Annotated in this window: 11 protein-coding genes; 2 read left to right on the top strand and 9 right to left on the bottom strand. The window is 64.6% G+C overall.

What is annotated here, in order from left to right; all coding sequences use genetic code 11:
- Positions 1 to 109 precede the first annotated feature (109 nt).
- From lpdA to NKH21_RS32015, 4 genes are all read right to left on the bottom strand, one after another.
- Positions 110 to 1,504 carry a dihydrolipoyl dehydrogenase gene (lpdA, locus tag NKH21_RS32030; protein ID WP_352869874.1) on the bottom strand — a complete coding sequence of 465 codons (1,395 nt, stop codon included), beginning with the start codon at positions 1,502 to 1,504 and terminating at the stop codon, positions 110 to 112.
- A gap of 264 nt (positions 1,505 to 1,768) precedes the next feature.
- Positions 1,769 to 3,136 (bottom strand): dihydrolipoamide acetyltransferase family protein, encoded by a 1,368-nt coding sequence (locus tag NKH21_RS32025; protein ID WP_352869872.1) that lies wholly within the window; start codon positions 3,134 to 3,136, stop codon positions 1,769 to 1,771.
- A 12-nt stretch (positions 3,137 to 3,148) separates the two neighbouring features.
- Positions 3,149 to 4,162, bottom strand: a complete 1,014-nt coding sequence (locus tag NKH21_RS32020) for an alpha-ketoacid dehydrogenase subunit beta (RefSeq protein WP_352869870.1) — start codon at positions 4,160 to 4,162, stop codon at positions 3,149 to 3,151.
- A 2-nt stretch (positions 4,163 to 4,164) separates the two neighbouring features.
- Positions 4,165 to 5,397 carry a 3-methyl-2-oxobutanoate dehydrogenase (2-methylpropanoyl-transferring) subunit alpha gene (locus NKH21_RS32015; RefSeq protein ID WP_352869869.1) on the bottom strand — a complete coding sequence of 411 codons (1,233 nt, stop codon included), beginning with the start codon at positions 5,395 to 5,397 and terminating at the stop codon, positions 4,165 to 4,167.
- A gap of 457 nt (positions 5,398 to 5,854) precedes the next feature.
- Between NKH21_RS32015 and holA the strand changes: the two genes are divergently transcribed.
- Positions 5,855 to 6,898, top strand: coding sequence for a DNA polymerase III subunit delta (gene holA / locus NKH21_RS32010; protein WP_352869867.1), 1,044 nt, complete (start codon positions 5,855 to 5,857; stop codon positions 6,896 to 6,898).
- 288 nt (positions 6,899 to 7,186) lie between these two features.
- Here holA and NKH21_RS32005 read toward each other — a convergent pair whose 3' ends face one another.
- The 5 genes from NKH21_RS32005 to mnmE all read right to left on the bottom strand — a co-directional run bounded on the left by NKH21_RS32005 (position 7,187) and on the right by mnmE (position 13,119).
- Positions 7,187 to 8,068: a ParB/RepB/Spo0J family partition protein gene (locus tag NKH21_RS32005; protein ID WP_352665254.1), complete on the bottom strand. Its 882-nt coding sequence runs from the start codon at positions 8,066 to 8,068 to the stop codon at positions 7,187 to 7,189.
- Positions 8,069 to 8,108: 40 nt separating this feature from the next.
- Positions 8,109 to 8,909 carry a ParA family protein gene (locus NKH21_RS32000; protein ID WP_352466551.1) on the bottom strand — a complete coding sequence of 267 codons (801 nt, stop codon included), beginning with the start codon at positions 8,907 to 8,909 and terminating at the stop codon, positions 8,109 to 8,111.
- A 37-nt stretch (positions 8,910 to 8,946) separates the two neighbouring features.
- Complete coding sequence (gene rsmG, locus NKH21_RS31995) at positions 8,947 to 9,585, bottom strand: 16S rRNA (guanine(527)-N(7))-methyltransferase RsmG (protein ID WP_352869865.1); 639 nt, start codon at positions 9,583 to 9,585, stop codon at positions 8,947 to 8,949.
- Positions 9,582 to 11,456 carry a tRNA uridine-5-carboxymethylaminomethyl(34) synthesis enzyme MnmG gene (gene mnmG, locus NKH21_RS31990; RefSeq protein ID WP_352869863.1) on the bottom strand — a complete coding sequence of 625 codons (1,875 nt, stop codon included), beginning with the start codon at positions 11,454 to 11,456 and terminating at the stop codon, positions 9,582 to 9,584. The genes rsmG and mnmG overlap by 4 nt, the downstream gene beginning before the upstream one ends.
- Positions 11,457 to 11,790: 334 nt before the next feature.
- On the bottom strand, positions 11,791 to 13,119 hold the full coding sequence (mnmE, locus tag NKH21_RS31985) for a tRNA uridine-5-carboxymethylaminomethyl(34) synthesis GTPase MnmE (protein ID WP_352869861.1): 1,329 nt from the start codon (positions 13,117 to 13,119) through the stop codon (positions 11,791 to 11,793).
- A gap of 59 nt (positions 13,120 to 13,178) precedes the next feature.
- Here mnmE and NKH21_RS31980 point away from each other — a divergent pair, with 59 nt between their 5' ends.
- Positions 13,179 to 15,194 (top strand): thioredoxin domain-containing protein, encoded by a 2,016-nt coding sequence (locus NKH21_RS31980; RefSeq protein ID WP_352869859.1) that lies wholly within the window; start codon positions 13,179 to 13,181, stop codon positions 15,192 to 15,194.
- Positions 15,195 to 15,333 lie beyond the last annotated feature (139 nt).

The raw sequence follows: 15,333 nt of genomic DNA, 5'->3' as shown, positions 1-15,333 counted from the left end.
CGCTCCTTCGCTCAACTGCCTCTCCAAAGAATCCTTTCTCAGCCTAAACTCAACCCCAAAATCGCCACATGCGATTCCCCTGCCCCTCAAGGGGGGAGATCACCTGCCCTCAAACATGCACCGCCCGCCCCAGCGCCTTCAACGCCGCTTCCTGAAAGCCCTCGCCCTGTGTCGGATGGGCATGAATGGTGCCCGCGATATCCTCCAGCGTCGCGCCCATCTCCAGCGCCAGCCCAAACGCCGTCGACAGTTCCGACACGCCCTGGCCGACCGCCTGGATGCCGAGCACCAGATGGTTGTCGGCGCGGGCAACGACCCGGACGAATCCGTCCTCGCCCAACTTCGTCATCGCCCGGCCATTGGCGGCGAAGGGAAACAGCCCGACCTTGATCTCGCCACGGGTCTTGGCCTCTTCCGGCGACAGGCCCGCGGTGACCAGCTCCGGATCGGTGAAGCAGACAGCCGGGATCGCTCGTCTGTCCCAGCTGCGCCTGTGGCCGGCGACGATCTCGGCGACCATTTCGCCTTGCGCCATCGCCCGGTGCGCCAGCATCGGCTCGCCGGTGACGTCGCCAATAGCAAAGATACCGCGCATCGAGCTGCGGCACTGGTCGTCGATGCGGATGAAGGGTACGGCCATGTCGAGGTCGATCTGCTCCAACCCCCAGCCTTCGGTCACCGGCTTCCGACCGACCGTGACCAGGACCTTGTCGGCAGCAATCTTGCCGTTCTTGCCGCCATTCGTCTCGACCAGCAGCGCGTCGCGCTTAGTGGACAGCCCCTTGGCCTTGGCGTTCACGAGCACCTCGATGCCAAGTTCGGCCAGCCGCCTCACCACCGGCCGGGTCAGTTCCGCATCGTATTGCGCCAGCACGCGCGGCAACGCCTCGATCACGGTCACCTTGGCGCCCAGCTTGACAAAGGCGATGCCGAGTTCCAGCCCGATATAGCCGCCGCCGACCACCGCCAGCCTCTCCGGAACTTTGCTCAGCGCCAGCGCCTCGGTCGACGAAATGACCGGCCCACCGAACGGCAGCGATGGCAGTTCGACCGGCGCCGAGCCGGTCGCGATCACCACCGTTTCGGCGCGGATCACCTGCACGCCGATCTCGGTCTCGACCGCAACGGTCTTGCCGTCGCGAAATGTCGCCCAGCCATGCACCGTCTTCACGCCCGCTTTCTTCAGCAGGCCGGCGACACCGTTGTTCAGCCGGCTAACGATGCCGTCTTTCCAGGCAATGGTCGCGGCGAGATCAAGCGATGGTGCTGCGACCGTTATGCCGAGTGGACTTTTGCCGCCGGCCATGTGCGAGAGCTTCTCGAACTCCTCGGCCGCATGGATCAGGGCCTTGGACGGGATGCAGCCGACATTGAGGCAAGTGCCGCCTGGCTTGCCGGCCTCGACAATCACCGTGTCGATGCCAAGCTGCCCGGCACGGATGGCGCAGACATAGCCGCCCGGACCGGCGCCGATGACCAGCAGCTTGCAGGAGATTTCCTTCATGTCGTGCCCCATGCAGCGGCTCGGAAAAGGGCGCTCTGTGGCGATCCTTGGCGCCCCCCTCTGTCCTGCCGGACATCTCCCCCACAGGGGGGGAGATTGGATCTCGCCTCCGCCTTCGCCAATCGCCGCCGTCTCAGGAGCGGGCGGAGCGCGGGAACTGCCAATCTCCCCCCTCGTGGGGGAGATGCCTGGCAAGGCAGAGGAGGGCGCTGTCCCTCCAGCCTCTCGATCGTTCCGCACCATCGCAACATTCTATTCATTACCTCAATCCACAAAAATCAGCGCCGGCGTCTCGAGCAACGCCTTTATCCGCTGGATGAACACCGCCGCGTCCCAGCCGTCGATGACGCGGTGGTCGAAGCTGGAGGACAGGTTCATCATCTTGCGCGGGATGAACTGGGTGCCGTCCCATACCGGCCGCACCATCATCTTGTTGACGCCGACGATCGCCACTTCCGGATGATTGATCACCGGCGTCGTCGCCACGCCGCCCATGGCGCCGAGCGAGGTGATGGTGATGGTCGAGCCCGAGAGCTCGTCGCGCGTCGCCGTGCCGGATTTTGCCGCCTCGGCCAGCCTGACAACCTCGGCTGCGCAATCCCAGATGTCGCGCGCCTCGGCGTGCTTGATCACCGGCACCATCAGTCCCGACGGCGTCTGCGCGGCGATGCCGATATGGACGCCGCCATGCTGGTGGACGATACCGGCCTCGTCGTCGAACACCGCATTGAGGTTCGGCTGGTCGGCAATCGCCTTGACCATCGCCCGCATCAGGAACGGCAGCAGCGTCAGCTTCGGCCTGTCCGCGCCCGGCCGCTTCTCCTTGTTGAGCGCGGCGCGCAGATCCTCGAGCGCGGTGACGTCGATCTCCTCGACATAGGTGATGTGCGGGATGCGCGACATGGCCAGCGTCATCTTCTCGGCGATCTTTCGCCTGAGCCCGACTATCTTGATGTCCTCGACCGCCTCGTTGCGGGCGAGGCCAGTGGCCTTCGCGAGCTGCGGTCCGCGTGCCAGGAACGCGTCGATGTCCTCGTGCTGGATGCGTCCGGCCGGGCCGGTTCCCGGGACCTGCCGAAGGTCGATGCCGGCCTCTTTCGCCCTGAGGCGGACGGCCGGCGAGGCCAGCGGCTTTTCGCCCTCGGGGCGCGGCGCGCCGGACGTCGCAGTACCCCCACGCCTAACCCCTCCCCACAAGGGGGAGGGGGATTCTGTCCGCGCCACACCTGCGTTCCCGTTTCTTGGAGCAAGCTCAGGTGAGAGCGAGGGGGGCGGGGCATCGGCTTTGGCGGCCGTGACGCGTCCCCCTCCCCCTTGTGGGGAGGGGTTAGGGGTGGGGGTACGCTTGGCGCCCGCCTCAACGTCCCGTGGCGGCTTCACATTACCCTCGCCCGCCACCTTCAGCCTGACAATCGGCGAGCCGATCGCCACAGTGTCGCCGATCTCGGCGCCCAACCAGACGATTTCGCCATCGACGGGCGAAGGAATCTCGACCGTCGCCTTGTCGGTCATGACAGCGGCAAGCACGGCATCCTCGCGCACGAGATCGCCGACCTTGACCTGCCATTCGACGAGCTCGGCCTCGGCGACGCCTTCGCCGACATCGGGCAGCTTGATGACATATTCGCCCATCGTTCCCCCCCTTCAGGCTTCCATCGTTTCGATGAGCGCGCGGCCTAGCCGGGCAGGACCGGGGAAATAGTCCCATTCCTGCGCATGCGGATAGGGCGTGTCCCAGCCGGTGACCCGCGCCACAGGCGCTTCCAGATGATAGAAGCAGTTCTCCTGAACCAGCGCCGAAAGTTCGGCGCCGAAGCCGGATGTCAGCGTCGCCTCATGCACGACCACGCAGCGCCCGGTCTTGTTGACCGAGGCGACGATCGTCTCGAGGTCGAGCGGCAGCAGCGTCCTCAGATCGATGATCTCGGCATCGATGGCGGTCTCCTCGGCCGCCGCCTCGGCGACATAGACCATCGTGCCATAGGCAAGCACGGTGACCGCAGCGCCCGGCCGCCGGATCACCGCCTTGCCGAGCGGCACGGTGTAATGGCCGTCGGCGACTTCGCCGAGCTCATGTTTCGACCATGGCGTTACCGGCCGCTCGTGATGACCGTCGAAGGGGCCGTTATAAAGCCGCTTCGGCTCCAGGAAGATCACCGGGTCGGGATCCTCGATCGCCGCGATCAGCAGGCCCTTGGCGTCGTGCGGATTGGACGGAACCACGACCTTCAGGCCGGAGACGTGGGTGAACAGCGCCTCCGGGCTCTGGCTGTGGGTCTGGCCGCCGAAAATGCCGCCGCCGGTCGGCATTCTCACGACGATCGGGCAGGTGAAATCGCCGTTCGACCGGTAGCGCAGCCGCGCCGCTTCCGAGACGATCTGGTCATAGGCCGGATAAACATAGTCGGCAAACTGCACCTCGACGCAAGGCTTCAGCCCGTAGGCCGCCATGCCGATGGCCGCGCCGACAATCCCGGATTCGCTGATCGGCGCATCGAAGCAGCGGCTCTTGCCGTATTTCGCCTGCAGGCCCTGGGTGCAGCGGAAGACGCCGCCGAAGAAACCGACATCCTCGCCGAATACGATGACGCGTTCGTCGCGCGCCATCGACACGTCCATGGCGTCGCGGATCGCCTCGATCATGGTCCGCCGCGGCATGGTCAGACCCCGGCCTGTTGGCGCTGGCGCCTGAGATGCGGCGGCATCTCGGCATAGACGCCCTCGAACATGTCGCGGGCCGAAGGCTTGCCGCCGGCATGCAGCGTGCCGTGGCGTTCGGCCTCCCGCTGCGCCGAAATCACCGTGTCGAGGATTTCCGCCTCGGCCTGGGCGTGGCGTTCGTCAGACCAGACACCGCGCTGGATGAGATGGTTCTTCAGCCTGACGATCGGGTCGCCGAGCGGCCAGGCATCGGACTCGGCCTTCGGCCGGTAAGCCGACGGGTCGTCGGAGCTCGAATGGGCGCCGACGCGGTAAGTGACGTATTCGACCAGCGTCGGCCCGAGATTGCTGCGCGCCCGTTCCGCCGCCCATTTGGCCACCGCATGGACGGCGAGATAGTCGTTGCCGTCGACGCGCAGCGACGGGATGCCGAAGCCGAGCCCCCGGGCGGCAAAAGTGCCGGAGCCGCCGCGGGCGATGCCCTGGAAGGTCGAAATCGCCCACTGGTTGTTGACGACATTGAGCACGACCGGCGCCTTGTAGGTCGAGGCGAACACCAGCGCCGAATGGAAGTCGGACTCGGCTGTCGAGCCGTCGCCGATCCAGGCGGCGGCGATCTTCTGGTCATTGCTGATTGCCGAAGCCATCGCCCAGCCGACCGCCTGGATGTACTGCGTCGCCAGATTGCCGGAGATCGAAAAGAAGCCGTGCTCCTTCGACGAGTACATGATCGGCAGCTGCCGGCCCTTCAGCGGATCGGCCTCGTTCGAATAGATCTGGTTCATCATCGTCACCATCGGGTAGCCGTCGGCGATGAGCAGGCCGGCCTGCCGATAGGTCGGAAAATTCATGTCGCCTCGCGACAGCGCCTTGCGGAAGGCGCAGCTCACCGCCTCTTCGCCGAGATGCTGCATGTAGAAGGAGGTCTTGCCCTGGCGCTGCGCCATCTGCATGCGCGCATCGAAGCTGCGCAGCGTCACCATATGACGCAGCCCCTCCAGCAGCTCTTCATCGGAAAGCAGGCCGGCCCATGGCCCGACGGCCTCGCCGGCGCGGTTCAGCACGCGAATGATCGAGAAGGCAAGATCGCGGATGGTGCGCGGATCGACGTCGATCTCGGGACGCGGCACTGAGCCGGCCTTGGGGATGGTCACGTCAGAAAAATCCGGCGTGCCGCCCGGCCGCACTTCCGGTTCCGGAACATGAAAGCGCAACATTCCGGCATCGGCCATGATCTCGGTCCTCCACTGTTGCCGGCCAAGATATTTGCACACCGCCGGAGCGGTGCCAATTCGCCGGGGCGACTGAAATGCCAGCAGCAGACCCCGCCACAGCGTAAGATGAAGACAAGCGCTCGTAATTTCCTGTCTAACTTCCGCAGCAGCGCGCAACTTGGGGAAAGGTCGCGCGAGCTTTTTCGCCAGAAGATTGAGCGCAGGCGCCAGAACTGCCAATCTCCCCCCTCGTAGGGGAGATGCCCGGCAGGGCAGAGGGGGGCGTGAAGGAACGCTGACCTTGCTCGCCTCGACCAGCCCGGACGATGCAAAGATCGTAATTTGCGATCGATTGGGAGGTCGGCGGGACAGCGCCCCCCTCTGTCCTGCCGGACATCTCCCCCACGAGGGGGGAGATCACCCTCCGTTCACCCGGCGCCTTATCATGCTAACCAGCTCATGCTAATCAGCGCCCATGGCACAAAAGAAAGCATACGAGGTCGATGCATGGCTCGCGAAGCCGGATCCGCGCGTCTCGATCGTGCTGCTTTACGGTCCCGATCGCGGGCTGGTTGCCGAGCGGGCAAAGGCCTTTGCCGGCAAAACCGGCCTGCCGCTCGACGATCCGTTCTCGGTGGTCAGGCTGGACGGTTCGGAGGTCGATCGCGACGAGGGCCGCCTGCTCGACGAAGCGCACACCGTGCCGATGTTTTCGGAGCGGCGCCTCCTATGGGTGCGCAATGCCGGCGCCCAGAAGGCGCTTGCCGACGACGTCAAGGCGCTGACCGCCGAGCCGCCGCGCGATGCCATTATCCTGATCGAGGCCGGCGACCTTAAGAAGGGCGTCGGCCTGCGCGCTGTCGTAGAGGCGGCGGACAATGCCATGGCTCTGCCTTGCTACGCCGATGAGGCCAGGGACATCGACACCGTCATCGACGACGAATTGCGCAAGGCAGGCATGTCGATGACGCTGGAGGCCCGGCAGGCGCTGCGCCGCAACCTCGGCGGCGACCGGCTGGCCTCGCGCGGCGAGATCGAAAAGCTGGTGCTTTATGCGCATGGCCAGGCCGAAATCGGCCTCGACGACGTCAAGGCGACGTCTGGCGATGTCTCCGGCCTCTCCTTCGATGCGGCAGTCGACGCCCTGCTCGAAGGCAGGATCGCCGACTTCGACAGCGCCTTCACCCGCCATTGCCAGTCTGGCGGCCAGCCCTTCCTGGTGCTTTCATCGGCGATGCGGCAGTTGCAGGCGATCCAGGCCATGCGCGGCCAGATGGACGCCGGCGGCCGCAATGCCGCTTCGGTCGTTGCCGCGGCGCGCCCGCCGGTTTTTTTCTCGCGGCGCAAGCTGGTGGAGAAAGCCCTCGAACGGTGGAGCAGCGAAGCGCTCGGCCGCGCACTCAACCGTCTGCAGACAGCGATCCTGCAGACACGCCGGCGGCCGGATCTGTCGGTCGCGCTGGCACGCCAGGCGCTGCTCGGCATTGCCGTGGAGAGCGCAAGGCTGGCGCAGCGGTAGGAGCACCTGACCTTCTCCCCTTGTGGGAGAAGGTGGATCGGCGCGCGGCGCCGAGACGGATGAGGGGTGTTGGACGGAATGAGGCGTTGGCGTTCCCTGGAACACCCCTCATCCGTCGCCTTCGGCGACACCTTCTCCCACAGTTCTCCCACAGGGGGGAGAAGGGAGAGCCGCGCCAAGCCTTCAACGCTGGAAAGACAAGCCGCGCACCCTGGAGTGAACAGAGCTTGAGGCTTAGCAGAAGCAGCGTCTCTGCCCAACCCGGATATTTATGCGCCGGCTAACTACCTACTCCCGCTTCAACCTCCGGCACAATTCGTCAAGCTGCTCCAGCGTCCGGTAGGCGACGCTGATCACGCCGCCGCGCTGGTTGTGCTCGATCGTGACGATCATGCCGATCGTATTGGTCATCAGCTTTTCCAGCGCCAGCGTGTCGGCATCCTTTTGCGGCGGGGGCGCAGGCTGGCGCTTTGCCGCCGGCGCGCCCACCGGCATCTGCGCCAAAGCTTCGGCCTGGCGCACCGAAAGCCCCTCGTCGATGATCCGCTTGGCAAGCCCGGCCGGGTCGTCGGCCGTCACCAGGGTGCGGGCGTGGCCGGCCGAGAGCGCGCCGTCGACCAGCATGTCGCGAATGACGTCAGGCAGCTTGAGCAGTCTCAGCGTATTGGCGACATGGCTGCGGCTCTTGCCGATCACCTGGCCAAGATCGGCCTGCGTATAGCCGTGGTCGTCGATCAGCTGCTGGTAGCCCAACGCTTCCTCGACCGGGTTGAGGTCGGTGCGCTGGACGTTTTCGATGATCGCCAGCTCGAGCGCCGTGCGATCGTTGACGTCGCGTACGATGATCGGGATTTCGGTCAGCCCGGCGCGTTGCGCCGCGCGCCAACGACGCTCGCCTGCGATGATCTCGTAGCGGCCCGACTGCGTTTTCGACGGCCGCGCCACCACCGGCTGCACCACGCCATGTTCGCGGATCGACTGGGCGAGGTCGGTCAGGTCGGCGTCACCAAAATGCCGGCGCGGGTTTTTCGGATTAGGGCTGAGAAACTCGATCGGCACCTTGCCGTCGGCCGCCAGCCCGGGCTTTTCCGGAGCCGCCGGGCGATCGATTTCGCCGATCAGCGCCGCCAGTCCCCGTCCCAATCTTTTTCTCGAAGGGTCTTCGTTCATCGTCCGTCCAGATCGTTTCGGTGTCGAATTCGGCTTATCGTTAGGCAGCCCGCAATTTGCGCTCGCGACGGATCACTTCCGAAGCAAGCTGCAGATAGGCCTGGCTGCCCGAGCATTTGAGGTCGTAGAGAATCGCCGGCTTGCCATAGGACGGCGCCTCGGAAACACGGACATTGCGCGGGATGACGGTCTCGTAGACCTTGTCGCCCATATGCGCCCGGACATCCTGCACCACCTGGTTGGCGAGATTGTTGCGCCCGTCGAACATGGTCAGCACGATGCCCTGGATCGTCAGGTCGGGGTTGATCGAACGGCGCACCTGCTCGACCGTCTCCAAAAGCTGGCTCAGGCCCTCTAGCGCGAAAAACTCGCACTGCAGCGGCACCAACACCGAATCTGCCGCAGCCATCGAATTCAGTGTCAACAGGTTGAGCGAGGGCGGGCAGTCGATCAGCACATAGCCGAATTTGGCCGAGCGCTCGGCCGAAGCCCGTAGCGCGTTGCGCAGCCGCAGCACCCGATCCGGTGCCGAGGCGATTTCCATCTCGATGCCGAGCAGGTCGAGCGTCGACGGCACGATCGACAGGCCGGGCACCGCCGTCGGGATCGCCGCTGCTTCGAGATCGAGCTCGCCGGTCAATACATCATAGGAGGATACGGTGCGGTCGCGCCGGTCGATGCCAAGCCCGGTACTGGCATTGCCCTGCGGGTCGAGATCGACGATCAGCACCTGTTCGCCTATGGCTGCCAGCGCGGTGGCCAGATTGATGGCCGTTGTCGTCTTGCCGACGCCGCCCTTCTGGTTGGCGACGGTGATGATTCGGGGGCCGTTCTTCATCATGGGTCTATGCCAGAAATTCATTCGGGGTCGCCGGTCACTAGCCAGGGTGCTGTCGCAAGTCGGATATTTCGAGAATGACGCCCTGCGCGTCGGTTGCACTGGCATGTTCTACCAGATCGAAAGACCATCGTTGAGCGCTTTCTGCCACTTCGGCGCGGTAATCCCGGCCTTTGTGAAACAGGCCGCGCGCGCCCTTGGTCAGCCACGGTGCCGCCAGGTCGAGCAAGTCGGGCAGCGAGGCGAGTGCCCTGGCTGTGACGATTTGCGGTGCAGGAACAAGAGGATAGCTGTCATCGATGCGGCGCGCGATGACCTTGGCGGGCAGATTGAACTGTCCGACGACCGCTTGCAGGAACGATGCTTTTTTCCGGTTGCTTTCAACCAGGTCGATACCGGCGCCTTCCCGCTCGGCAAGCAAAAAGGCCAGCACGAGGCCGGGAAACCCGCCGCCGGAGCCGAGATCGACCCAGCGCTTCGCCTCTGGTTTGATTCGCGCCAGTTGCGCGCTGTCGAGGATGTGGCGGCGCCAGACATCGTCCTTCGTCGATTGCGCGGCCAGATTGATCCGGCGATTCCATTTCTGGAAGACGGCGTCGAACTCGACCAGACGATCGAATGTTTCACGTGAAACCGGGCCCGCTGCCGCTTGCAGGCTTGCCCAGGACGCAGCGCTCACGCGACCTGCTTTCGCGCGGCCGCTTCGGCATTGCGCACATGCGCGACAATAATCGCCAGCGCCGCCGGCGTAATGCCTTCCATGCGTTGCGCGTCGGCAATGGAGCGAGGCTGGTGTGCCAGCATCTTCTGCTTCAACTCGTTCGACAGGCCGGGAACAGAAGCAAAGTCGAGCGACTCCGGAATAAGCCGGCTCTCCTCGTGCCTGATCTGCGATACATCGGCCTGCTGGCGGTCGAGATAGACAGAATATTTGGCTTCCGTTTCAAGACGTTCGGCCGTTTTGCTGTCGATCGCGGCGAAAGCCGGTTCGATGCGCGCCAGCCAGGCGATGTCGACACCGGGATAGGCCAGCAACTCATAGGCCGAGCGACGGACGCCGTCCCGGTTGATCTCGAGCCCATGGCGCGCCGCCTCATTGGGGGTCATGGTGGTGCCGAGGGCGAGCTGTCGCGCCTTCTCAAGCTCTTGCACGACATTGTTGAACCGCTGCGTTCGCTCCGGCGAGGCAATCCCCAGTCTCATCGCCAGCGGCGTCAGCCGCTCATCGGCATTGTCGGCCCGCAACGACAGCCGGAACTCGGCCCGCGAGGTGAACATGCGGTATGGTTCGGCGATGCCGCGGCTGGTCAAATCGTCGACCATCACGCCGATATAGGCTTCGGTGCGGCTCAACACGATTTCGTCGCTCGCCGATGCGCTGCGCGCTGCATTCAAGCCGGCAAGCAGCCCCTGCGCGCCGGCCTCCTCGTAACCGGTGGTGCCGTTGATCTGCCCGGCGAGGAAAAGCCCGCCGATCCGCTTCGTCTCCAGCGTTGGCTTGAGCTCGCGTGGGTCGACATGGTCATACTCGATGGCATAGCCCGGCTGCAGCATGGTTGCCCGCTCCAGCCCCGGAATGGTTTTCAGCATGTCGAGCTGCACGTCCTCGGGCAGCGACGTCGAAATGCCGTTCGGGTACACCGTATCGTCGTCCAGCCCTTCCGGCTCCAGAAAAATCTGGTGGCCTTCGCGGTCGCCGAACTTGACGATCTTGTCTTCGATCGACGGGCAATAACGCGGCCCCACCCCTTCGATTGACCCCGAATACATGGCCGAGCGGCCGAGATTGGCGCGAATCAGCTCATGCGTCGCATTGGTCGTTCGGGTAATGCCGCAATGGATCTGCGGGTTTTCGATGCGGTCGGTCAGCAGCGAGAACGGCACGGGGTCCTCGTCCGCCGCCTGGCTCTCCAGCGACGCCCAATCGATTGTCCTGCCGTCCAGCCGCGGCGGCGTGCCGGTCTTCAGCCGCCCGAGCTTGAAGCCGGCGCGGCTCATCGTCGCCGACAGACCGATACTCGCCTGCTCGTTCATGCGGCCGGCGACAATCTTCTTTTCGCCGATATGGATCAGCCCGCGCAAAAAAGTGCCGGTCGTCAGCACCACGGCGCCGCAGGCGAGCCGGCTTCCGTCCGCCAACAGCGCAGCCGCGATTCGTCCGTCATCGATTTCGAAATCCAGCACCTCGCCTTCGACAACCTCGAGACCGGCCTGTTGGCGAATCACCGCTTGCATGGCGAGCCGATAGAGCTTTCTGTCGGCTTGCGTGCGGGGACCACGCACCGCCGGCCCTTTGCGGCGGTTGAGCAGGCGGAACTGGATGCCGGCCGCATCGGCGACGCGCCCCATCAGCCCGTCCATGGCATCGATCTCGCGAACCAGATGGCCCTTGCCGAGGCCGCCGATCGCCGGATTGCAGGACATCACGCCGATCGTGTCGAAGCGCAGCGTCACCAGCGCCGTTCTGGCGCCAGCCCGCGCGGCAGCACCGGCCGCCTCGCACCCAGCATGGCCGCCGCCCACCACAACCACATCATAGTGATTGGTCATTTCAGAATCCCGAATTCAAGTGGACCGACACATGTCCCCGGAGGCACGCGCTGTCAAGGACAGAGGGCGCTGTCTTCTCCTTCTCCCCTTGTGGGAGAAGGTGGATCGGCGCGTAGCGCCGAGACGGTTGAGGGGTGCTGGAAGAAATGAGGCGTTGGCGTTCCCTGGAGCACCCTCATCCGACCGAGCTTCGCTCGGCCACCTTCTCCCACAAGGGGAGAAGGGGAGACGCACGAGCGGGATCGTTTCACGTGAAACAGTGCCCACCCTACTCCTGCGCCGTGTTTCACGTGAATCACCGCCGGTGTGCTCCTTCCCCAGTGTTTCACGTGAGTCATTTCCCAATACAGAACTGCGAAAAAATCACATCGAGCATGTCCTCGACATCGACCGCCCCGACGATTCGTCCGAGCCGATCCGCCGCCAGGCGCAGTTCCTCGGCCCGCAGCTCCTGTCCGCGATCGCCCCCCGTGACAGCCGCAACCAGGAACCGTTTCGTCTCATTGAGCAGCTCGACGTGCCGCAGCCGCGACGGCAGGATATCGCCGGCCTTGCCGATCTGCGCTGCGGCACGACGCCCGATCTCGTCCAGCAGTTCGGCCAGACCCGTGCCGTCCCGCGTCGAGATCGCGAAATCATAGTGCGCGGCGGACGACCGCGATTTGCCCCCCAACAGGTCAATTTTTGTTCCAACCCTCAGCGCCGGAATGTCGCTCGTCAGCACACCGATCGCGATTGGCTCCGCCAGATCCTCCAGCAGCAACAGCAGATCAGCGCTGTGCGCCTTGGTCCTGGCCTTCTCGATGCCGATCGCCTCGATCTTGCCGGGCGCCTCGCGCAGACCGGCGGTGTCGGTTACCCTGACCCGCACCCCTTCAAGGTCCAGTACCACCTCGAGCAGGTCGCGGGTCGTGCCCGGCTCATCGGTGACGATCGCCGCTTCGCGCCGCGCCAAGGCGTTGAACAGGCTGGACTTGCCGGCATTCGGCGCGCCGAGGATCACGACTTCGAACCCATCGCGAATGATTTCAGCAGCGCGGAAGCCAGCGACATGGCGCTCTATTTCCTCAATCATGGCCCGGACATCCGACCAGACCGTGTCGGCGATCGAGCCCGGCACGTCATCCTCGTCGGCAAAGTCGATCTCGGCCTCGATCATCGCGCGGACGTGGATCAGCCGTCGGCGCCAGCCCAGATAGAGTTCGCTCTGCACGCCTTCGGCGTTGTGGATGGCAAAGCGCCGCTGCGCCTCGGTTTCGGCGTTGATGAGATCGGCCAGCGCCTCGGTTTCGACCAGATCCAGCTTGCCGTTGAGAAAGGCGCGGCGGGTGAATTCGCCCGGCTCGGCATGCCTGACGCCATCGAAGGAGGCGATGGTTTCCAGCATCCTCGCCACGACGGCGCGTCCGCCGTGGACGTGGAACTCTGCAACGTCCTCGCCGGTGAAACTGTCGGGACCGGCAAAGAAGACGACCAGGCCGCTGTCCAGCACCGATCCGTCGGGCGCCCGGAATTTACGATAGATGGCAACGCGGATCGGAACCGACGACCCGGCAATCGTTTCGATGGCGAATCGACTCTGCGGCCCTGAAATCCGGATCACTGCAATGCCGGCCGGCAGGCGCCCGCTCGACAGCGCCACGATGGAATCTTTTGAAATCATTTGCCCGCTCTGCCGAAGCGCCCTAGCTATGCCTGTTCAATCCGCCATCGAGTAGCGCCGTGACATTGCCTGCACAAAACCTGCTTGCCGAAGAGGCCAGCCCCTATCTGCAGCAGCACAGCGGCAATCCAGTGCACTGGCGGCCATGGTCGCCCGCCGCTCTGGCCGAAGCAAAGGCGCTGCAGCGTCCGATCCTGCTCTCTGTCGGCTACGCCGCGTGCCATTGGTGCCACGTCATGGCGCATGAGAGCTTCGAGAACGACGACGTCGCCGCCGTCATGAACCGTCTCTTCGTCAATATCAAGGTCGACCGCGAGGAACGCCCCGACATCGACCAGATCTACATGGCGGCGCTGTCCTCGATGGGCGAGCAGGGCGGCTGGCCGCTGACCATGTTCCTGACATCGGACGGCAAGCCGTTCTGGGGCGGCACTTACTTTCCGCGCGAGGCTCGCTATGGCCGACCGGGCTTCACCCAGGTGCTGGAGGCGGTAGACAAGGCCTGGCGGGAAAAGAAAGAAAGCGTTAACCAAAGTGCCGACGGTTTGACTACGCATGTCGAGACGCGGCTGGCGGGCAGCCATGGCAAGGCCGTGCTCGACCGCGGCATGCTGGCAAAGCTCGCCAACGGCATTGACGGCATGATCGACCGCGATTTGGGCGGCCTGCGCGGTGCGCCGAAATTCCCCAACGCGCCGTTCATGCAGAGCCTCTGGCTGTCCTGGCTGCGCGACGGCACCGCATCCCACCGCGACGCCGTTCTCCTCAGCCTCGAAAAGATGCTGGCCGGCGGCATCTACGACCATATTGGCGGCGGACTCAGCCGCTACTCGACCGACGCCGAATGGCTGGTGCCGCATTTCGAAAAAATGCTCTACGACAATGCCCAGCTCATCCGCTCGTGCAATTGGGCCTATGCGTCGACCGGCAAGGAATTGTTCCGGCTGCGAATCGAAGAGACGATTGCCTGGCTGTTGCGCGAAATGCGGGTCGACGGCGGTGCCTTTGCCGCCAGCCTCGATGCCGACAGCGAGGGCGAGGAGGGGCTGTTCTACACCTGGAGCAGCGATGAGCTCGAAGCAGCCCTCGGCGACGATTCAGCCATGTTTTTCAAATACTTAACGCTTGCCTACCCGCATGGCTGGGAAGGCAAGCCGATCATCCGCCAGACAGAAGCCCAGCAGACGCGAAGTGTGATCGACCGCCAACAGCTCGTCCCGCTGAAAGAAAAATTGCTCGCGGCGAGGGCACAGCGCATCCGGCCGGGGCGTGACGGCAAGGCCCTGACCGACTGGAACGGCTTGATGATCGCAGCCCTTGCCGAGGCCGGACGGTCGCTTGGCCGATCCGACTGGATCGAAGCAGCAGCAACGGCCTTTGCCGCAATTGCGGCTGCCGGACGTGACGGCCGCCTGCCGCATTCGATGCTCGGCGCAAAGAAGCTGTTTCCGGCTCTGTCGAGCGACTACGCCGCCATGGCCAACGCCGCCATCTCACTGTTCGAGGCGACCGGCAATCCCGACTATATCGATCGCGCCGGGAACTTCATTGAGCAACTCGATCTCTGGCACCGGGACAGCGACAAGACCGGCTACTATCTGACCGCATCGGACAGCGCGGATGTGCCGATCCGCATCCGCGGCGACGTCGACGAAGCCATTCCTTCCGCTACCGGCCAGATCATCGAAGCCCTGGTCCGATTGTCGTCGCTTTCGGGCGATCTCGATCTCTGGGAAGAAGCCTGGACAGTCGCAGAGCACGCGGGCGGGCGGGCGGAGCACCAGGGCTATGGCCAGGCGGGTATAGTCAATGCCTGTGCCTTGGCGCTTGAACCGCTGAAACTGGTGATCGTGGATAGACCGGAGAATCCAGGACTTGTTCCGGTTGCGAATCGAAGTCCAGACCCCCGTCGGGTGGACATCGTCGTGCCTGTTGGCGCGGCGACAAATCTGCCGGCCTTGCCGGGCGGCGTCCTGCCGCCAACGGCCGAGCCCGGCGCCTGGCTGTGCACGGGGCAGGTCTGCCTGCCGGTGATAATGGAAGCTGAAGAGCTGGAAGGGTTATTGCGGCGGTGATGGACCTGGCGCCTTTTCCCTTCTCCCCTTGTGGGCCTGTTGCGCAGTAGCGGAGGATGTTTGAAGGGATCGGATTGCAGGGATTTCGCTCGTATTCTTGAGCTCTGGCGCCTTGGTGGGGGTTTTGGCGGCGGTGCGG

It is taken from the genome of Mesorhizobium sp. M1329 (assembly GCF_040318035.1).
GTDB lineage: Bacteria > Pseudomonadota > Alphaproteobacteria > Rhizobiales > Rhizobiaceae > Mesorhizobium.
Note: the sequence above shows the minus strand (reverse complement) of the source record. Positions and strands in the feature narration are given on the sequence as shown.